This is a genomic window from Pedobacter fastidiosus (assembly GCF_014306625.1).
Classification (GTDB): Bacteria; Bacteroidota; Bacteroidia; order Sphingobacteriales; family Sphingobacteriaceae; genus Pedobacter; species Pedobacter fastidiosus.
This window is the reverse complement of record NZ_JACRYL010000007.1, coordinates 67,298-87,126: the sequence shown is the minus strand read 5'-3', so window position 1 is coordinate 87,126 and position 19,829 is coordinate 67,298. Positions and strand designations below refer to the sequence as shown.

Annotated in this window: 17 protein-coding genes; 6 read left to right on the top strand and 11 right to left on the bottom strand. The window is 35.2% G+C overall.

What is annotated here, in order from left to right; translation table 11 throughout:
* Positions 1-35 precede the first annotated feature (35 nt).
* Complete coding sequence (locus H7U22_RS09290; protein WP_187071084.1) at positions 36-3,227, top strand: S41 family peptidase; 3,192 nt, start codon at positions 36-38, stop codon at positions 3,225-3,227.
* 163 nt (positions 3,228-3,390) lie between these two features.
* On the top strand, positions 3,391-4,137 hold the full coding sequence (locus H7U22_RS09285; RefSeq protein ID WP_187071083.1) for a class I SAM-dependent methyltransferase: 747 nt from the start codon (positions 3,391-3,393) through the stop codon (positions 4,135-4,137).
* 4 nt (positions 4,138-4,141) lie between these two features.
* On the opposite strand, the gene H7U22_RS09280 is transcribed toward H7U22_RS09285, so the two are convergent.
* Entirely contained in the window at positions 4,142-5,593 is a 1,452-nt protein-coding gene (locus H7U22_RS09280) for an alpha-L-fucosidase (RefSeq protein ID WP_222621828.1), read from the bottom strand.
* Between the two features lie 88 nt (positions 5,594-5,681).
* Here H7U22_RS09280 and H7U22_RS09275 point away from each other — a divergent pair, with 88 nt between their 5' ends.
* On the top strand, positions 5,682-5,888 hold the full coding sequence (locus H7U22_RS09275; protein WP_187071082.1) for a DUF2683 family protein: 207 nt from the start codon (positions 5,682-5,684) through the stop codon (positions 5,886-5,888).
* Between the two features lie 169 nt (positions 5,889-6,057).
* Here the strand turns inward: H7U22_RS09275 and H7U22_RS09270 are convergent, their stop codons facing one another.
* From H7U22_RS09270 to H7U22_RS09225, 10 genes are all read right to left on the bottom strand, one after another.
* On the bottom strand, positions 6,058-6,972 hold the full coding sequence (locus tag H7U22_RS09270; RefSeq protein WP_187071081.1) for a glycosyltransferase family protein: 915 nt from the start codon (positions 6,970-6,972) through the stop codon (positions 6,058-6,060).
* 64 nt (positions 6,973-7,036) lie between these two features.
* Entirely contained in the window at positions 7,037-7,447 is a 411-nt protein-coding gene (locus H7U22_RS09265; protein ID WP_187071080.1) for a GxxExxY protein, read from the bottom strand.
* A gap of 94 nt (positions 7,448-7,541) precedes the next feature.
* The gene (locus H7U22_RS09260) at positions 7,542-8,303 is read right to left on the bottom strand and encodes a class I SAM-dependent methyltransferase (protein ID WP_187071079.1); all 762 of its coding nucleotides are present in this window, start codon (positions 8,301-8,303) and stop codon (positions 7,542-7,544) included.
* A gap of 19 nt (positions 8,304-8,322) precedes the next feature.
* A complete protein-coding gene (locus H7U22_RS09255; protein WP_187071078.1) occupies positions 8,323-8,970 on the bottom strand; it encodes a class I SAM-dependent methyltransferase in 648 nt (215 codons plus the stop codon).
* Positions 8,967-10,286, bottom strand: coding sequence for a flippase (locus tag H7U22_RS09250; RefSeq protein ID WP_187071077.1), 1,320 nt, complete (start codon positions 10,284-10,286; stop codon positions 8,967-8,969). Before H7U22_RS09250 ends, H7U22_RS09255 begins: the two co-directional genes overlap by 4 nt.
* A 19-nt stretch (positions 10,287-10,305) precedes the next feature.
* The gene (locus tag H7U22_RS09245) at positions 10,306-10,830 is read right to left on the bottom strand and encodes a DinB family protein (RefSeq protein ID WP_187071076.1); all 525 of its coding nucleotides are present in this window, start codon (positions 10,828-10,830) and stop codon (positions 10,306-10,308) included.
* A gap of 21 nt (positions 10,831-10,851) precedes the next feature.
* Positions 10,852-11,550 carry a YjjG family noncanonical pyrimidine nucleotidase gene (locus H7U22_RS09240; RefSeq protein WP_187071075.1) on the bottom strand — a complete coding sequence of 233 codons (699 nt, stop codon included), beginning with the start codon at positions 11,548-11,550 and terminating at the stop codon, positions 10,852-10,854.
* Between the two features lie 110 nt (positions 11,551-11,660).
* Positions 11,661-12,305 carry a uracil phosphoribosyltransferase gene (gene upp, locus H7U22_RS09235; RefSeq protein WP_187071074.1) on the bottom strand — a complete coding sequence of 215 codons (645 nt, stop codon included), beginning with the start codon at positions 12,303-12,305 and terminating at the stop codon, positions 11,661-11,663.
* Between the two features lie 102 nt (positions 12,306-12,407).
* Entirely contained in the window at positions 12,408-13,673 is a 1,266-nt protein-coding gene (locus H7U22_RS09230) for a DUF7033 domain-containing protein (RefSeq protein ID WP_187071073.1), read from the bottom strand.
* A 152-nt stretch (positions 13,674-13,825) separates the two neighbouring features.
* A complete protein-coding gene (locus H7U22_RS09225; RefSeq protein WP_187071072.1) occupies positions 13,826-14,338 on the bottom strand; it encodes a DUF6702 family protein in 513 nt (170 codons plus the stop codon).
* Between the two features lie 90 nt (positions 14,339-14,428).
* Between H7U22_RS09225 and H7U22_RS09220 the strand changes: the two genes are divergently transcribed.
* The 3 genes from H7U22_RS09220 (at position 14,429) to uvrB (ending at position 19,783) form a co-directional block, all read left to right on the top strand.
* Positions 14,429-15,013: a HupE/UreJ family protein gene (locus H7U22_RS09220; protein ID WP_187071071.1), complete on the top strand. Its 585-nt coding sequence runs from the start codon at positions 14,429-14,431 to the stop codon at positions 15,011-15,013.
* 13 nt (positions 15,014-15,026) lie between these two features.
* Positions 15,027-17,399: a M1 family metallopeptidase gene (locus H7U22_RS09215; RefSeq protein WP_187071070.1), complete on the top strand. Its 2,373-nt coding sequence runs from the start codon at positions 15,027-15,029 to the stop codon at positions 17,397-17,399.
* Positions 17,400-17,740: 341 nt separating this feature from the next.
* Complete coding sequence (gene uvrB / locus H7U22_RS09210; RefSeq protein WP_187071069.1) at positions 17,741-19,783, top strand: excinuclease ABC subunit UvrB; 2,043 nt, start codon at positions 17,741-17,743, stop codon at positions 19,781-19,783.
* Positions 19,784-19,829: the final 46 nt, after the last annotated feature.

Below are 19,829 nucleotides of genomic sequence, written 5' to 3'. Positions count from 1 at the left end.
TATTTTCATGCTTCCAAAGCCAAACAAACTAAATCATGATCAAAAACATCCTAAAAATGCTCATAGCAGGCGCTCTGTTATTGCCTTTTAGTGCATTTGCACAAAATCAAACTTACTTTACTGCATATCCTGCTTTAACGCCCGATGCGCAGACAATAGTATTTAGTTATGATGGTGATATTTGGAAAGTTCCGGTAAAAGGTGGTTTAGCTTCTCGAATTACGGCCATGCAAGGCGAGGAAATTAATCCAAAAATTTCTCCCGATGGTAAATGGATGGCATTTTCGTCTAACCAATTTGGTAATTACGATGTGTATGTAATGCCTGTTGCTGGTGGAGATATTAAACAGTTAACTTTTAATGATGCATCTGATGAAGTTGATAATTGGAGCTTAGATTCTAAAACTATTTACTTTACATCTGGTCGGTTCAACTCTTTTTCGAGCTATAAAGTAAGCGTAAATGGTGGTACAGCTATTCGGCTTTTCGAAAATTATTTTAACACCACCCATCACATTGCAGAAGCACCAAGTGGCGAATTGTTTTTTAGTGATACTTGGGAAAGTATGCGTTTTGCAAACAGAAAGCATTATAAAGGTGCTTATAATCCAGATATTCAATCTTATAATCCCAAAACCAAAGCTTACAAGCAGTACACTAATTATATCGGTAAAGATTTTTGGACCAGCGTTGATGCTAAGGGAAATGTTTATTTCGTTTCTGATGAAGGAAATGAAGAATACAATCTTTATACTTTTATAAATGGCAAGAAAACAGCATTAACCAATTTCGATACATCAATAAAACGACCATTCGTTTCTGCAAATGGAACAACTGTTGTTTTTGAGAAAGATTATCAACTTTATACTTACGATGTAGCCTCAAAGAAAACTGAAAAGGTTAACATCAGTGCTTCCCGTAATCAGGTTTTAAGCAAAGAGCAGGAGTATGATGTTCGTGGAAACATTTCGGCTTTCGATGTTTCTCCTGATGCCAAAAAAATTGCATTTGTATCGCGAGGAGAGCTTTTTGTAAGTGATGCTGATGGAAAGTTTATCCGCAAAATAACCAATAGTGGAGAAAGAGCTATGGAATGTAAATGGCTAGCAGATAATAAAACGATATTGTTTAATCAGACTTCCAATGGTTATCAGAACTGGTTTACTTTAACTGGTGATGGAAAAGGAACACCCAAACAAATTACTAAAGACAAGGCTAATAATCGCGATATCACCTTAAATAAAACCAAAACTTTGGCGGTTTATTTAAGTGGAAGAAATGAATTAAGATTACTGGATTTAAAAACTTTGGAAAGCAAAACTATCGTTAAAGATGAGTTTTGGGCGATTCAGAATTCTACTCCAAGCTTTTCTCCAAATGATCAATATGTATTGTTTACCGCATTTAGAAATTTTGAGCAGGACATTTTAGTTCATGAAATTAAAACGGACAAGACCATTAATTTAACCAATACTGGCGTTACCGAAACAAGTCCGGCTTGGTCGCCTGATGGAAAATATATTTATTTTACCAGTGCAAGAACTGATCCTTTTTATCCATCAGGTAGTGAGCATGTGCACATTTATCGCATGGCTTTGAACAGCTACGATACTCCTTTCCGTTTCGATAAATTTGATGAACTGTTTAAAGAAGAAAAAGCTGAACCAAAAGACGTTAAGCCCGGAGTAGTTGATAAAAAAGCAAAAAAACCGACAGATACAGCAAAGAAAAAAACTGATGTTAAGCCAACTCCAAAACCCGCTTCCGTAATTACAATAAATACTCAAAATATTTTGGATCGAGTAGAATTGGTGAGCTCAGATTTTGGAAGTCAGAACGGAACTGATGTATTTGCCAAAGGCGAGAAAACCTATGTTTTTTATTCTTCGAATCAAGACGGAGGAAAACCCAGTTTATTTAGAACGACCATTGAACCCTTTGAAACCAACAAAACAGAAAAAGTTGGTGATGGTGATAGTTATTCTATTATTCAGGTTGGCGATAAGTTTTTTACCTTGATTGGTGGTGTAATTAATAAATATAATTTAGAAGGGAATAAACAAGATAAAATCGATCATGGATATAAATTCGCACGCAACTTAAATGCCGAATTTAACCAGATGTTTTATGAAACTTGGGTTGGCCTTGATGAGAATTTTTATGACGAAAATTTCCACGGTGTGGATTGGGAAAAAATGAAAACCAGTTACTCTGCTTATTTACCTTATGTAAATAACCGGAGCGATTTAAGGATTTTATTAAATGATATGTTGGGCGAATTAAATTCTTCGCACATGGGCTTTAATAGTTTCGGAGTAGAAGAGCGCAAGAACCTAAACTACATTACCAACCAAACGGGCATTATGTTCGATAATGAAAATCCTTTTAAGGTACAGCGAATTATAGCCAAAAGTAATGCCTCTTATAGCAGTGTAAATGTTTTGCCGGGCGATGTTTTGACAAAAGTTAATGGTGTTCAAGTTGATGATAAAATAGATCGAGATTATTATTTCAGCAAACCATCTTTGGATAAGGAAATGAGTTTAACTTTTAATCGTAGTGGGAAAGAGGTTTCGGTTAATGTTCATCCGGAGAGCTCTGGTTTGTTAAGAAATAATTTGTACGATGAATGGATTACGAAAAATCGCCAAAATGTAGATAGATGGGGGAATAACCGCATTGCCTATTCTTATATGAAAAATATGGGCTCAGGCGAATTAGAACGTTTCTTGCTGGATATGGTAGAGCAAGAGGAGAATAAAGAAGCCATCATTATAGATTTACGGTACAATACAGGCGGAAATGTTCATGATGAAGTTTTGAAATTCCTTTCTCAAAAGCCATACTTAAAGTGGAAATATCGTGGCGGTAAAATGGCTCCTCAGAGTAATTTTGGTCCCGCTGTAAAACCGATTATCTTAATGGTTAACGAACAATCTTTAAGTGATGCGGAAATGACAGCTACCGGATTTAAACAACTAAAACTGGGCAAAATTGTAGGAACGGAAACTTACCGTTGGATTATTTTTACTTCCGCAAAAGGCTTGGTTGATGGTTCTTCTTATCGTTTGCCATCTTGGGGTTGTTATACAATGGATGGGAAAAATATCGAGAAAGAAGGGGTTAAGCCAGATATCTTCGTGAAAAATACTTTCGAAGATCGATTGGCAGATAAAGACCCACAACTGGAAAAAGCGGTTGCTGAGATTTTAAAGGATTTAAAATAGGGCTAATTGGCTAAATGTTTAAATCGGTTAATCGTATTTGGCTGGTGGCATTATGATTGACTGATTTTTCTTTTTATGCAATTAGTCTTTTCGGTTTTAACAATTAATCAGTTATACAGTTAAACAAATTTTCCGTTTCTTTGGGATTGAATTATTTTAATACATGGCAAATTTATTAACAGACAGAGCTTTTTGGGTAAATTATTGGGAAAGTAAAAAAGGACTTGCTGTTGAGTTGCCATCCGATTATGTATTTCATCGCCAACTGGCAGAAGTTATCGAAAAAGGCAATGTTAAAACGGCCATAGAGTTAGGCGGTTTCCCTGGTTATTATGCTGTTTTTTTAAAGAAATATTTTAAGCTTGATGTTACCCTTTTAGATTATTTTGTTCACCCACCTGTTGTAAATGAGCTTCTTGATAAAAACGGTTTAACCGAAAAGGATATTCACATCATCGAAACGGATTTGTTTAATTACACTCCAGAACAACAGTATGATTTGGTACTAAGCTGTGGTTTAATTGAACATTTTAACGATACTGCAGATATTATTAATCGACATATTGCTTTTGTAAAACCCGGTGGAACATTGTTTATCACTTTGCCAAACTTCAAAGCGGTTAATGGTTGGTTTCAAAAAAACTTTGATAAAGAGAATTACGATAAACATAATATCGATAGTATGAATCCAGCTTTGCTAAAATCAATTTGTGAAAAGGCAGGATTGAAAATGGTTAAAGCTGGTTATTTTGGTCATTTCAGTGTGTGGTTAGAAAACGAAAGTCAGAAATCTGTAACTGTGCGTTTATTCAAAAAGATAGTTTGGTTAGCTGGGAAAGTTTTTACAAAAATTATTCCTTTCGAGAGCAAAAGTTTATCACCTTATATTATCTTAGAGGCGAAAAAATAAATTCTTATTCCGTTTTCTTATGAATTCCAAACTCGCTTAAGGTAATGCAAACCGGCGATTTCGTAATGTTTATTCTAATTTTTGAAGTCGTTACCGGAGTATCTAATTTGATTAATCGCTTTGCGCCAATACTCGTTCCATCATAGATTTTTTTCCATTTATTTTTTTCGAAAATCTCAACATTGTAAGCTTCAATTCGCTGTCCCAAGGGGATATATTCTTGCAAACTGATAATATCAAAAGTCTTAGCGCTTTTTAAATCAACTTCTAAACTCGCTTCATGAACCTGATCCATTGTTGCCCAATAACTATCTTTGTTATTATCCAATAAGGTTACAATATTGTAGTTTTTGCCACGAGTATTGGTTGGCACAATATGAGCATCTTGAGCAAGATTGTTTGCGAAGGTATGTTTAACTAAATCTCCAAAAGCTTTTAAGGAAGCTACATCATCTTCGTGTAATTGTCCGCGGGTATCTGGTGCCAAACCTAAATCTAAACCTGCACCGCGACCAACGCTTTTCAAATACAAGTCGAAAAGCATCTCAGGGGTTTTTGGCTTTTCTGTTGGATGATAAAACCAGCCATTTCTTAAAGGAACGTCGCATTCTGCAGGCATCCAAAACTTGCCATTTCTAATGCCTTCAGGGCTTTGTGGATAATTTGCCTGTCCCGGAACGGCAACATTTTTTCCCTCAGGAGGCAATGGCGTAAAAGTCTCCCAGCTTGTTTCTGCTGCGTTTCCATTTTCATTTCCAACCCAACGGATATCTAAACCAATATCACTAAAAATATTGGCCATGGGCTGCATTTTACGCGTTATTGCCCAAGTATTATCCCAATCGTAGTACGTTGTATTATCTATGGAACGAACTTCTCTAGCACCACCATAATATCCATCTCCACCATTAGCGCCATCATGCCAGCTCATAAAAAGTTCGCAATAATTGCTATATAATTCTTTAAGCTGCGCTTGATAAGTAGCTAAATATTCAGAGGTTCCATATTTAGGGTTATTTCTATCCCAAGGAGAACAATAAACACCAAATTTTAATCCATTTTTACGAGCCGTTTGCTCTATTTCCTTAACCAAATCTCCTTTTCCGTTTCTGAAAGGACTTTTACTGATATTGTAATCAGTTGTTTTTGTTGGCCATAGGGCAAAACCATCATGATGCTTTGCAACCAAAATTATGCCTTTTAATCCACCGGCTTTAGCAGCCTTGATAATTTGATCTGCATTAAAATCGGTTGGGTTGAAGCTTTTTGGATCTGCATCTCCAAAGCCCCATTCTTTATTTTCGAAAGTAGTTGGTGTAAAATGAATTAAACCATAAATTTCTATATCATGCCACGCCAATTGCCTTTTGGATGGCAATGCACCATATGGCTGTGGTGGTTTTTGAGCAAAAGAATTTATGGAAAAAAATATAGAAAGAATAAATAATAGTCTCATAATTATAGCTTAGATATGCCAAATTACAAAGAATAGTTAATTGAAATGTTATAAAGCTATGTGAATTGATAAATAATTAAATTAAACTATGGAAACACTTTTGATACATCCAAAAAATGAAAAACAATTGGAAGCCATAAAGGCTTTTATGAAAGAGCAGAATATCAATTTTGAATCTAAAAAGGATGAATTACCAAGTCATCTGCTTCAAAGTATCAATCGAGGTTTAAGTCAGGCTAATAACGGAGACACAATTTCTTTTGAGGAATTCAAATCAAAACATTTTAAATCATAATGATTTGTTAATAACTTGAGTTAAATTATTAATTAGGTGTAGATGAAATAGATTGCTTCACTCTCCCCACATTCCTAGCCCTTCGGTTCGCAATGACGCTCCGATTATCGTCATTGCGAGGAGGAACGACAAAGCAATCTCATTGTAAGCAGGATATATTTAAATAATCTTATTTTGAAAAATATTGAGCAAGTTTTTCTTTTACAAAACGCTTGATTCTAGAGGCCAAATTTCCTTTTCTATTGGCTAGGAAACTCTTGATGGTTTGATATGCCTCAGGGTTTTCTTTAACTACATCTGGAAATTGTGTAATGGGTTTTGGATTGATGATTACATTGTAAATATCATTAATACCAGAATGAACGCCTGTGCCATCGTGACCAATATTATTAACCAAAGATTGAGATGGGTTTAATGTTAAGCCACCTTTTAAAAAAATAGAAGCATACCAGCGGATTGCCCAGCTGTTGTTTTTTCCTTTTTTAAATTCCTGCATTTGCTTCCAGAAATTCATGCTGTTATCTATAGAAAATGCTGATTTCTTCTTTTTATCAAATTGATTTATGAGTGTATCGATGTTCGGCTCGAAGTTTTTCCAAGCTCTAGCCCAGGTTGCCCAGCCCCAGCTTGTGGCCGCTCTATAAAAAAATGCTTGCGGTAAATTATCCGCTTTTAATGGATACATATATGCGCCAATGTGCATCACTTTTTCCTCTTCACGATAACGGTTTAAGGAGTCATTAAAATAAGTGAGCGTATGTGGCGAGGTAACTAAGTCATCTTCAAAAACGATAACCTGCCCATAATCGTTTATCAATTGGGTTACGCCTGCAATAACAGAATTAGCCAAGCCTGAATTTTCTTTTCGCTCAATGATTTTAACGGTTTTGAAACCGTCAATTTTATTAATTATTGATCTTACCTCCGCAACTTTTTCTTCATCTTGTGGCGTTTTCGCTCCATCAGAAAATATATATAAACGACTATCGGCAGCTAGTTCATTTTGCTGCAAAAACTTTATGGTTCGCGAGGTATGTTGCGGACGGTTATATACGAAAAGTGCTATTGGGGCAAGGTTTTGCATCTAATTATTTGTTTTTTACCATATAAGAAATGTGAGAAAAATGTAAGCTGGATACAAAAATAGATTAATAAAGCGATTCGTAAAATTCGTTAACGTAAGTTTTTTGCCCCTCGCTAAATATATGTGGACAATTAAAATTAATCATTAAGCCCATGGGTTGTTTCAGTAACTTCATATAAGTTAATAATTGAGCAACATGAATAGGATGAATGCGTTCGACTGATTTAAATTCCACAATTAAAGTGTCTTCAATTAATAAATCGCAGCGTAATTCTGCATCAAGCTCCAATCCTTTGTAATTTATTGGTATGGTTAATTCGGATATAAAATTAATATTTTTCGCTTTTAATTCATGGACCATGCATTTATGATAGGTGCATTCTAGCAAGCCAGGGCCTAAGGCTTTATGTACTTCAATTGCTGCTCCGTTAACTTTATAAACTAAATTTTTTAAATAATCTCTGGTTAAAATCATACTACGCTTTTAAGTCTAGGTGAAAACTATAAAAGGATGTTTTAGTGAATAGAGATTGATGAAATATTATCTTACATTTCTTATATGGTAATTTCTAAAATATATGCAAATTTGAATCCGATTTTTGCGTTAAAACAGTATAAGCATTCGCAAACTGTTCTTTTTTCTTTTCTCCGAGAAGGTTTCCCAGAGTTTTCTTAATTCGATATTCTAGTTCGATTTTTAAATTCTTTGTAAAGGTTTTTGGAGCCTTTCTATTTACAAATTCGTTAAACTTAACCGTTTCAGGAGCAGTCATAGAAACCTTATCTTTAATCACCTCCAAGCCTTCGCTTTGTAGTAAAAACCTTAATGATGTTGGCGTGTACATATTAATGTGTCCATAATCCAGAAAGTGCTTCATCCGTTTATCAACACCAAAACGATAATCTTTTGGAACTTCGACAACGATATATTTTGCAACTCTTTTTAGTTCTCTAATCAAAATCCGTTCGTGTTCAACATGTTCAAGAACGTGGGCTAAAATGACTAAATCGAATGAATCATCTTCATAAGGGATTTTATATCCATCAAAAGTTTGTGCTTCTTTCAGGTGAGAAAGGTTTCTTTCGGTAATTAATTCTACACCGCTTTGAGCAATTTCTAAAGCGAAAAGTTCTGGAGCAAAATTCCATTCGTTTAAAAAATGAAGAATACTGCCATCGCCTGCGCCAACTTCTAAAACTTTTTTGGGTTTAATGCTTTTACAAACATCAACAATGTTCTGGGCCTTATATTTTGCACCAAGCATTCGCCAGGCAACATCGCTATTGGTATAAAAATTATCGTAAGCTTTTTTTACTTCTTCGCTAAGCATAAAATGAATTTATGGTGATTTATATACCCAAACAATTATCTGCCTTATAAAAAACTGAGGTCGCTTTTTCGTAAAATAAACCCGGCGAAATTCCGCTGAAACTTAGTTCTTTAAAACCTTTTTCTTTAAGAAAAATTCTTGCAGGATTATAAACTTGGCGTTCACTATCGTCTAAAACGATTACGCCATTACTACTCAATGCCTCTACGCTATATTTGCAACAGTTTACTCGATCGCGACCATCAACGATAATAATTTCGAATTTCTTATTTAAAAGGGAAGCCTTTTTTGAATATTCGCCATTCTTTACCAGTTCACAAAAAATCATTTCAGCATTTGCAGGGCTCGTATTTTTAACCATATCAAACCAGCCTTTATCATGCTCTACCGAAGTAACTGTGCCGGCTTTTTTGGCGTAAAATATGGTTGAACTTCCAGATCCATATTCGAAAATATTCTGAGTTTTATTTATTCTCTCCTTTATAAAATCGATGAAAGAATAGGTTACCCACGGTAGAGCTTCGCCTTTGCCATCTACGGCTTGTTTTTTATCAAAAGCAGTAAACCAGCCGATGCTGTTTAAATAGCCTTTATGTCCGTAAGATAATAATGCTTTTAGCCTATTGGGCTTAGCAATTAGTGTTGTTAATGCTTTAAGAGTACTCAACGTTTAAATATTTTTTGAAATGCTGTGACCAAAAATAACGATTTTAACATCATTATACCTTGTTGCCTAGTTTTAGGGATTAATAAAAGATAAAATGTTGAAACGAAACATGCTATTAAAGTAGCGATTGATGCACCAATCCCTGCATATTTTGGTATAAGCCATAGGTTTAAAACTATATTTACTATCGCTCCAGCGGCTGTTCTATAAAAGGAAATTTTTGTATAACCCTCGGCAACTAAATATTGAGAACTAGCCGTTCCTAAGAATACAAAAATGCCCGACCAAATGTGAATGGATAACATCGGACCTGCGCCATCGTATTTTCCATTATATATGATGTGGATAATGTATGAACCAAAAAAACTTATGAATAGTGCAACTGGTATGCTGATAAAAACAAGTAAATCATATAAATTTCCTAAGCGTTTTCGATATCTTTCTAAGTCGGTTTTCCGTGCATTTAGTAATGCCGGAAATACAGATGTTACAATTGCAACTGGAATAAAGTACCATCCTTCGCTTAAGTTTTGGGCAGCGCCATAAATACCAACGGCTTTGCTACCAATACTTTTAAGCATTACCACATCAATCTTCATGTATATGGAAACCATTACCGCAGAAAGAATTAATGGGGTTGATTTTTTGATAAGAGATTTTGCTCTCTGTTTACTAAAGCTCCAATCGAAAATATTGAATCCTCTTTTTTGATAAACAACAACCAAACCAACAGCTAAAATTAATCCGTCTAGTACGTATGCAAAAACAATATATAATAGAGGCAAACTTAAAGTTATAAGTACTACTTTAAGAACAGAGGTAAATATTAAACAGATATTTTGTACTTGAACTACATATTTAGATTGTACCTGCGACTGGAAATAAGAATCAATAACATTAAAAGATTTGAAAAATGATGCTAATGCAAGTAAACCAACAAGTAACGTAAGTGGTGCTCCCGGGTTTGATGATAAACCATGGCTGATTAGATAAATACCAATAGCTATAGGAATAAGAAGTGCATTTGTAGCTATTCTTAGCCATAAAGATGTGCCTAGAATTTCATCACGTTTACTAGGTTCCTGAATAATTTCTCGAACAATAAATGTATCAAGCCCGAGTGCACCTACGGCAGCTAAAATTGCAACTAATGATAGTCCAAAAGTTAAATCACCAAATAAAATTGGACCAAGATAAGTGGCGATTAAAAGGTTTACGATAAGGCTTAAGCCTTTGCCGAACATCACCCACCCAGCATTTTTTAAATACTTGTTGAATGCTTCTTCATCAAAACCTTTTATGGTGGGTAATTTCATTAACGCAAAGATGTAAAATTTAAACGCTTTGCTGAAAACTCTTTTCTATGCGGACCAATTGCTTCAAATGGTGTTTCAAATGAATTTCTGTAAACCTTAACCATTGTTTTGCATTTAAATAGCCCAACCTCGGATGTTTGGTTTTTGAGTTGGTTTTTGCACCTGGCACTAATGGATAAACCTGATCTAATGCCTCTTCGAATTCCAAGATGAAATCCATGGCTTCAGTTTTGCTGATTTTTTTTACTCTTTCGGCTAACCTTTTCGGAACCTTATATTTTTTTGCAGGCGGTAGTGAACCGAAAAATAAAATCAGTTTTACGGCAAAATGCGTTGGCTGATTCTCGCCTTTATCCCTTGCACTGTTCTCGAGAGCCATCAAAGAAAGTAAACTCGAATCGAAAATATGAGAATAAACTTCGCTGTAACTCCAACCGTTTATTGGAGGTATATCTTGGAAAATATTGTCAGAATAAGAAGAAAGTTTTGCTTTATAAGCATCAACAATTTGGTGTAATGAAGTTTTAACTTTGCTCGGATTCATAAATAAAGATAGTAGATAAGCTTAAAATAAAGTTAATAACTCTTCTAAATGTGTGATTTCCTTTTCCACATCTGCCGGTTTTTCCTTTTTTGTAGGATTAAAGAAAATAGCTTCCATTCCGAAGTTTAAAGCACCGTATATATCTGCTTCCAAGCTGTCGCCAATCATTATACTTTCTGTTTTATTTGCCTTTGCCTGATCCAATGCAAATTCGAAAATTATAGGATTGGGCTTGTTAACGCCAACATCTTCAGAGATAATCACGTTGGTGAAGTATGGGTTTAGCCTCGATAAATCCATTTTGGTTAAAGTGGTTTCCTTAAATCCGTTGGAAATTATATGCAAGGTATATTTCTGTTGAAGATATGCTAAAACGTTCTCAGCACCTTCAAATAAATTGGTTTTGGTTGGGGAGATGTTTACGTAATCATCTTCAAATTGATGCGGAACAACATCTGGATGAATCCCCAATTGAATAAAGGTTTTGCTAAAACGCTCCGCCCTTAAAAAGTCTTTGGTTATTTTTCCCAAGTGATAATCTGCCCAGAGCTGATGATTGTTTTCTGTATATTTTGTGATAAAATCTGAACAGGAAGTTAAACCTAAATCATGTAATTTATAGGTATGATAAAGTTCGTTTAATGTTTCTTCTGCATTGCGATCGAAATCCCAAATGGTATGATCTAAATCGAAGAAAATATGTTTTTTTTGATGTTGCAAGACTGTTGAAATTTTAATTAGGTTATTAATAAATGATTTGTTGTAAAAAACTCGAACTGATGGGTTGAATTTTAGAATCTTGGAAATCCTTAAATCTTTTCAAATCCTGGTTACACCTTCTCTCCGTACGCTAAATCGCCAGCATCGCCTAAACCCGGCACAATGTACGATTTGCTCGTCATTTCTTCATCTATAGCACCAAGCCACAGTTTAGCCTTTGGCAAGTTTGCCCGCACATGCATAACACCCTCAGTACTGGCTATTGCGGCAACAATATGGAGTTCGCTAATATTATAACGATTCATTAATTCTTTGCAGCACATTACCATACTTTGTCCCGTTGCCAACATTGGATCAGCCATAATTAATACCCTTCCATCTAAATCTGGTGTAGAAACATAATCCATCTGTATAACAAAATCGCCACTTTTTTCAACTTTTCGGTAGGCAGAAATAAAGCAACATTCTGCCTGATCAAAAATGTTTAGCAAACCCTGTTGTAAAGGAAGTCCAGCCCTTAATATGGTTGCCAAAACCGGTTGATGTTCCAGTACTTCGCATTGTGATAAACCTAAGGGAGTTGTTACTTCTTTTGATTTATAAGCCAAATTTTTGCTGATTTCATAAGCAAAAAACTCACCAACACGTTCTAGATTTTTACGAAAACGCATGGAATCTTTCTGGATTTCTTGGTCGCGAAGTTCTGCAACAAAGGTGTTTGCGATGGATTTGGTTTTGCTGAGGTTAAAAATCATAATAAGCTTTTTCTGGCAGTGCGATAGATTGCACTTTATTTAGTTTTTAAATTTAGGGTTTATTAAGGAAACTGTTAGCTGGTAACCCTAAATTTTAACGCTTTAGTTGCCTGCAGATTTTAACATTTCTCCAAATATAGTTTTCAGCTTTTTGTATTTGTAATGATCCGATAAACTCCGCAGTTCCCAGCTACTGAAAAAAGAGCCATCAACAACCTTTACTGCATCGATATAATCATTAATCAGTCGCTTAGCTTCCTCTAAATGTTTAAATTGTAACACGCTATCGCTGATGCAATAAGATTTCACATTTAAGGGCGTTACCTTTTCTAATTGCAAATCGTACCAATTAAACGGTGTACAAGTTCCTGCTCTAAAACCGGCGGTATCTGCATAACCCATAGAGTAATCGGATGTTATGCCAGAATTTAATAGATTTAAATAACAGATTGGAAAGCGTAAAACCTCCAATTGCTGACTTGTCAAATTTATTTGTTCGGGATGTATTTTTTTGAGCTTTAATATGCTTTCCTTAATCTCGCTAACCTTCTGTGCCTCGCTAGCACACGGCCTTAGTAAGCCAACTGATTTTTCTGCCAGTAAATCTGAGATTCCATTTTTACGAATATATTCATCAGGAACATTAGGGAAATTGATGAAGTAAAGTGGGTTGCTTTTTTTGCCGAGCGATTTTTCCAGATCAGTAAGAACAGCTTCATTATCTACACCCAAGCCCGTAATTTTATCAAACTTTGAAGTTAAATAAACATTCTCTTTTTTAAATACCGAGCTGATAAAAAATTTGGTTTTAGATAAAAAACCATCGGGCACATTGGGTGTAATGGTAAAATTTATGGTAGGCTGTTGAACGAATTTTTTATCATGAAACTTAAAGCTTGGGTATTTTTTTAGGATTAGATTTTTTAAGATAAGTGCCCATTCATCAATAATCGGTTTATCTAAAATCTTCCATTTATATTGATGGCTTTTACTTGCCTTGAAATCTTCTGTAGATGTTTTTTGATGAAGATATTCCTCATATCGGCTCACGATAAAAAAAGAAGCCGCGAAAACATCAAAAGGCAATAATGAGTCTTTAACAGGGAAAGGAACCTGATATTCTCCAAACAATGTTGTTTTTAAATTAAATTCTTCAACCTTGTTTGATAAAAGTAGCGATGTGCATTTAAAAAATAACTCATCAGCAATTGGCGCATCTCCATAACTAATTTTTATATTTTCGCTTTGCAAAAAATACTGACTGTTGCCTGTAAATTCTACTTCGGTTTTTAAAATATCCTTAAATATAAAATTGAAGATATACTTTATTCGAGGCGTTAATAGGGTAGAGAAAACGATTAAATGCATAACTTATTTAAACAAATTGGCACTGTTATAACTAAGATTATAAACAAATTCCTAAGCAAAAATCATCTCTTCACAACTTCCTTCACATTATAGGGATATTAAACTTAAAGCTTTTTTTAACCTTAATTTAATATCTAATACAAAAATTACAATTAAAAGTTTGCCGTAAAACTTTTGTCGGGATATAGAATTTTTGTACTTTTTCTGTTCCCTGCTTTCACAATATGAACGATACTCATCTGATCATCAAACATATCGTATAAAATAGTGTCGTTAACCTCTACTGATTTTACTGCAGGAATTTTTTCTACTTCAAAGTAAATATTTGTGGCTTCATGATCTATCTCAAAACCGATATAATTTAGAGCAACTGGTTTTCCATTCGCTTTTAACTGTAAATGAGTAAGTAAATATTTTTTAACCAGTTCATCCATTTTTTGCTTCATGGCTGGGTTAGATAAATCGGTTTTTTGCTTATAAAGTTTAACCAGCACAGATTCGAAGTCATCCGTAAAAATTCTCGCACTAATTTCTAGGGTTTTATCCTTCGCATTGAAATTTACTTCAGTTGTACTTACGTGTAGTGGGTGCTTTTTATCATTTAAGATCCCACTCAGCGCAAAAACAAGAAATATGGTAACAAATTTGGTATTTAAGAGATGCATCTACAACAATTTTACCTTTTTAATAATTAATACTTTAATTTTAAGCTTTCAAAAGTACTAAAGCTTCATGCATAAAGCGAATTTATTATAATGCCGTTACAAGATTTCGTATTTTACTTTAAACTTGGCTGGGAACATATTATAAGCGCAGATGCTTTAGATCATCAACTGTTTATTTTGGCTTTGGTTGCTATTTATAGTTACAGAAATTTAAAACAGGTGCTGATTTTAGTTACAGCCTTTACCATTGGCCATTCTCTAACCTTGCTTTTAAGTGTTTTGGATGTGATCAGGTTTGAAAGCAAATGGGTAGAGTTTTTAATTCCTTGTACCATTGTAATAACGGCCTTGAGTAATTTATTTAGAAAGGATTTTTCACTAAAATCGGTTAAAATAAATTACTATTTAGCTTTGGGATTTGGCTTAATCCATGGAATGGGCTTTGCAAATTCGATTAGGATTATGCTGGCTAAAGATCAAAATATTGGCTGGAGCTTATTTGGCTTCAATGTCGGTTTAGAAGCTGGCCAAGTATTTATGGTTGTAATAATTTTAGCAATTACGTGGCTTATTTTTAACTATACTCATATTAAGCGCCTGAGTTGGGTATTATTTATTTCGGCAGCCGTATTTAGCCTGGCTTTAAAAATGGCTTTAGAGAGAATTCCCTTTTAACTATATAACAAACATGAATAAACTGTTTACTTTAACCGGCCTCCTGCTTTTTACTGGCAGTTTGGCTATCGCTCAAGACGTTCAGAACAACCCTGGGAGCAACCACGGGAATAAGTTTGAGCAATTAGGTACAATTTTACCTACACCGAATGAGCAAAGAACCGCAAGTGGTGCGCCAGGTGTAAAATATTGGCAACAACGTGCAGATTACAACATTAAGTGCGAGCTGGATGAGAAAAATCTTCTGCTTACAGGTTCTGAAACGGTAACCTATACCAATAATTCTCCTGATCCATTAACATACATCTGGTTACAGCTGGATGAAAATGAGCACAGTACAGATAAAAGTGCTAACTATCAAGATGCTACGAAGCTTCCTTTGATGGGAACCACTCAAAACATTGATCAGTTAAGTTCGAAAACCAATAACGGAAATGGAATCAACATCATTAAACTAACGGATGCTACCGGTAAAAAATTAGCCTACACGGTTAATAAAACGATGATGAGAATTGAATTGCCAGTTGCTTTAAGAACGGGACAAAAATTTATTTTCAATGTAGATTGGAATTATAAAATTACAGATAGAATGAGCGTTGGTGGTCGTGGTGGTTACGAATTTTTTCCTGCTGATGGAAACTATTTGTTCACGATGACTCAATGGTATCCCCGCCTTTGTGTGTACAGCGATTTTCAAGGATGGCAAAATCATCAATTTACAGGGAGAGGCGAATTCGCTTTAACTTTTGGCGATTTCAAAGTTCAAATGACAGTTCCTGCAGATCATTTGATTGGCGCAACCGGAGAATGTATTAACTACAGTGCAGTTTTAAATCCAACTCAATTGAGTAGATACAATGCAGCAAAAATTGCTTCTGCGCCAGTAGAAATTCAAACCTTAGCCGAAGCTAAAACTGCGGAAACCAAAAAAGCAACAACCAAAAAAACTTGGGTTTTCCAAGCTAATAATGTTCGCGATTTTGCTTGGACAGCTTCTCGTAAGTTTATTTGGGATGCAATGCCACAAAAAATTCAAGCCAATAACAACACCGTTATGTGTATGAGTTTTTACGGAAAAGAAGCCTATAACTTGTACAGCAAATTCTCTACAAGGGCAGTAGCACATACTATTAAAACCTATTCAGATTTTACAATTCCTTATCCTTATCCAGTTGCGCAAAGCATTGAGGCTGCAAACGGAATGGAATATCCAATGATCTGTTTTAATTATGGCCGTACTGATGCAGACGGAACCTATAGCGAAAGCACAAAAAATGGAATGCTAGGGGTTATTATCCACGAGGTTGGGCACAACTTCTTTCCAATGATTGTAAATAGCGATGAACGCCAGTGGACTTGGATGGACGAAGGTTTAAACTCTTTTGTAGAGTATTTAACGGAAGAGTTGTGGGATAACACTTTTCCAAGTAAAAAAGGCCCGGCTTATACCATTGTTGATTACATGAAATTGCCTAAAGATGAGTTGGAACCAATTATGACCAATTCTGAAAACATAGCACGTTTTGGTCCGAATGCATATTCTAAGCCAGCAACGGGATTAAATATTCTTCGTGAAACCATTATGGGCAGAGCGCTTTTTGACTATGCTTTTAAAGAATATGCTAGAAGATGGGCGTTTAAACACCCTCAGCCAGCAGATCTTTTCCGTACGATGGAAGATGCAAGTGGCGAAGATTTAGATTGGTTTTGGAGAGGTTGGTTTTACGGAACGGAGCCTTGCGATATCTCTTTGGACAGCGTTAAATTTGCAAAAGCAGATTTCCCAACAACATTGCCTGCTGCTAGATCGAGAATGGTTAAAATTGATAAACCTGCCGTAAATGCATTTCAGGATATTTCTAAAATCAGAAACCGAGAAGATAAAAAAATTGGATTCTACACCGATAAAAATACCGCAGCTCAAGATTTCTATTATAAATACGATAGAGGATTAGTTTCGGTTGATACTTCAACAGCAATAAAAGTAGAAATGGCAATTCCGTTAGATGTTGTTGCAGAAAATGATCAGCAGAAATATCAGAATAAATATTTTTACGAATTAGATTTCAGCAATAAAGGCGGTTTGGTTATGCCGATAATTGTTGAGTTCACTTACAAAGACGGAACTAAAGAAGTAGATCGGATTCCGGCTCAAATTTGGAGACACAACGAATTAAAAACATCTAAATTCTATGTTAAGGATAAAGAAGTTGAATCTATTCTAGTGGATCCATTACGCGAAACTGCTGATATTGATACAAGCAATAATACTTGGGGAGGTAAAGCCAAAGAAAGTAAATTTAAAGTTTACAAAACGAAAGCCGGTGGCGCCGTTAGAGGCCAATCTGTTGGACAAAACCCAATGCAGAAAGCCTCGAGCAAATAATAATAAAATTATAAGCTGAATTCCATTCAGCGTTTTAATCCTCGTTAAAATTTAACGGGGATTTTTTGTTTAACCTAGTAAATCGAAAGTTTAACTTTTGATTTACTAGGTTGGTGTTTATTTAAATGAAACAGTTTACTATATTCAAGATAACATATAATCTTAGGGTATTAGATTATCTTTTAATGGAACCTCTTTAAACCGTTCCCTCTTATTTTGAATTTACATTACTTTTATTTTGAATTTGCATAGAATTAGGGTAGAGTTTAAATTAAAATCCAACTTTCCTGACTTTCCTCTGTTTAGTCTTTGAAGCCAAAATCGTATATTTGATTTAGACAATGAAATTTAAAATCACATCCGAATATCAGCCAACGGGAGATCAGCCAGGTGCCATAAAACAATTGGTAGATGGTGTAAATGCCAACGAAAACTACCAAACTTTATTAGGTGTAACAGGCTCAGGAAAAACATTTACCATCGCAAATGTTATTGAGCAAACGCAAAAGCCAACGCTTATTTTAAGTCACAATAAAACATTAGCGGCGCAACTCTATGGAGAGTTTAAAAATTTCTTTCCAGAAAATTCCGTTAATTATTTTGTTTCTTATTACGATTATTACCAGCCTGAGGCATTTATCGCTTCAAGCAATACCTACATAGAAAAAGATTTAAGCATCAACGAAGAAATCGAAAAACTTCGTTTACGCACTACTTCCGCTTTAATGAGCGGTCGGAGAGATGTGATCGTGGTTTCCTCCATTTCTTGCATTTATGGTATGGGAAACCCTGAAGATTTCTCAAGAATGGTTTTTCGTTTTGGGGTAGGATTGAGGATTTCGAGAAATGCATTTTTGCACAGTTTGGTAGAAATTATGTACGCCAGAACTACAACAGATTTTAAACGTGGAACTTTTAGGGTTAAGGGAGATACGGTTGATATTTATCCTGCTTATTTAGATCATGCTTATCGTGTTTCTTTCTTTGGTGATGATATTGAAGAGCTTTCTGCCATTGATCCAGTTTCTGGCAAAACGCTAGAAAAACTGGAAGATATGGCCATTTATCCAGCTAATTTATTCGTTACGCCGAAGGATAGATTTAATTCTTCCATTTGGGGGATTCAGGAAGAATTAGAAATTAGAAAAAATCAGTTAATTGCAGATCGACATTTATTAGAGGCAAAACGTTTAGAAGAAAGAACCAATTTCGATATCGAAATGATGAAAGAATTGGGCTATTGTTCTGGGATTGAAAATTATTCTAGGTTTTTTGATGGTAGAAGCCCTGGTATGCGCCCATTCTGTTTATTGGATTATTTCCCTGAAGATTATTTAATGGTCATTGATGAAAGTCATGTTACCGTTCCTCAAATTAGAGCCATGTATGGTGGCGATAGGTCTAGAAAATTATCCTTGGTAGAATATGGTTTCCGCCTGCCTGCTGCGTTAGATAATCGGCCATTAAATTTTAATGAGTTCGAAGCACTTGCGCCTCAAACCATTTATGTTAGCGCAACTCCGGCAGAATATGAATTGGAAAAATCGGAAGGTGTTGTGGTTGAACAGGTAATTCGCCCAACAGGTTTGTTAGACCCAGTGATTGAAATTCGCCCTGCAATTAATCAAGTAGATGATTTATTGGATGAAATCGATATTACCATTAAAGAAGGCGGACGGATCTTGGTAACCACTTTAACCAAACGGATGGCCGAGGAATTAACCAAATACATGGATCGGTTGAACATCAAAACGAGATATATTCACTCCGAAATTAAAACCTTGGAGCGGGTAGAAATATTACGTGGTTTGCGTTTGGGTGAGTTCGATGTTTTAATTGGAATTAACTTACTTCGTGAAGGATTGGATTTGCCAGAAGTAACTTTGGTTGCCATTTTAGACGCCGATAAAGAAGGGTTTTTGCGCTCAGAAAAGTCATTGATTCAAACTATTGGTCGTGCGGCTAGGAATGATAAAGGTAGGGTAATTATGTATGCTGATGGAATTACAGACAGTATGGAGAAAACCATTTCCGAAACAAATCGACGGAGAGATATTCAGATTGCGTATAATTTAGAGCACGGCATTACGCCTAGAACTGTTGGTAAATCTCGCGAAGCGATATTAGAGCAAACTTCGGTATTGGATTTCTCTCAAAAAGCAAGCGATAATAAAGCACGAGCTTATGTGGAAAATGCAGAGATCAGCATTGCTGCGGATCCAATTGTACAATATATGGGTAAGGCAGAGTTACAGCGGGCAATTGATACCACTAAAAAGGATATGCAGAAGGCGGCAAAAGATATGGACTTTTTACAGGCAGCAAAAATGCGTGATGAAATGTTTGCTCTAGAGAAAATGTTTAACGAGAAATTCGGGAAATAAAATTTTTATATAGTACTTTTTAAGGTTTCATCGGATATGGTAAAGA

What these genes read in the sequence shown, in the direction of transcription:
- H7U22_RS09280 (WP_222621828.1), bottom strand. Translation starts at nt 5,593, where the DNA reads ATGAGACTATTATTTATTCTTTCTATATTTTTTTCCATAAATTCTTTT.
- H7U22_RS09260 (WP_187071079.1), bottom strand. Translation starts at nt 8,303, where the DNA reads ATGCTTAGCGAAGAAGTAAAAAAAGCTTACGATAATTTTTATACCAAT.
- H7U22_RS09225 (WP_187071072.1), bottom strand. Translation starts at nt 14,338, where the DNA reads ATGCATCTCTTAAATACCAAATTTGTTACCATATTTCTTGTTTTTGCG.
- H7U22_RS09215 (WP_187071070.1), top strand. Translation starts at nt 15,027, where the DNA reads ATGAATAAACTGTTTACTTTAACCGGCCTCCTGCTTTTTACTGGCAGT.
- H7U22_RS09265 (WP_187071080.1), bottom strand. Translation starts at nt 7,447, where the DNA reads ATGATTTTAACCAGAGATTATTTAAAAAATTTAGTTTATAAAGTTAAC.
- H7U22_RS09245 (WP_187071076.1), bottom strand. Translation starts at nt 10,830, where the DNA reads ATGAATCCGAGCAAAGTTAAAACTTCATTACACCAAATTGTTGATGCT.
- H7U22_RS09275 (WP_187071082.1), top strand. Translation starts at nt 5,682, where the DNA reads ATGGAAACACTTTTGATACATCCAAAAAATGAAAAACAATTGGAAGCC.
- H7U22_RS09230 (WP_187071073.1), bottom strand. Translation starts at nt 13,673, where the DNA reads ATGCATTTAATCGTTTTCTCTACCCTATTAACGCCTCGAATAAAGTAT.
- H7U22_RS09285 (WP_187071083.1), top strand. Translation starts at nt 3,391, where the DNA reads ATGGCAAATTTATTAACAGACAGAGCTTTTTGGGTAAATTATTGGGAA.
- H7U22_RS09290 (WP_187071084.1), top strand. Translation starts at nt 36, where the DNA reads ATGATCAAAAACATCCTAAAAATGCTCATAGCAGGCGCTCTGTTATTG.
- uvrB (WP_187071069.1), top strand. Translation starts at nt 17,741, where the DNA reads ATGAAATTTAAAATCACATCCGAATATCAGCCAACGGGAGATCAGCCA.
- H7U22_RS09250 (WP_187071077.1), bottom strand. Translation starts at nt 10,286, where the DNA reads ATGAAATTACCCACCATAAAAGGTTTTGATGAAGAAGCATTCAACAAG.
- H7U22_RS09270 (WP_187071081.1), bottom strand. Translation starts at nt 6,972, where the DNA reads ATGCAAAACCTTGCCCCAATAGCACTTTTCGTATATAACCGTCCGCAA.
- upp (WP_187071074.1), bottom strand. Translation starts at nt 12,305, where the DNA reads ATGATTTTTAACCTCAGCAAAACCAAATCCATCGCAAACACCTTTGTT.
- H7U22_RS09220 (WP_187071071.1), top strand. Translation starts at nt 14,429, where the DNA reads ATGCCGTTACAAGATTTCGTATTTTACTTTAAACTTGGCTGGGAACAT.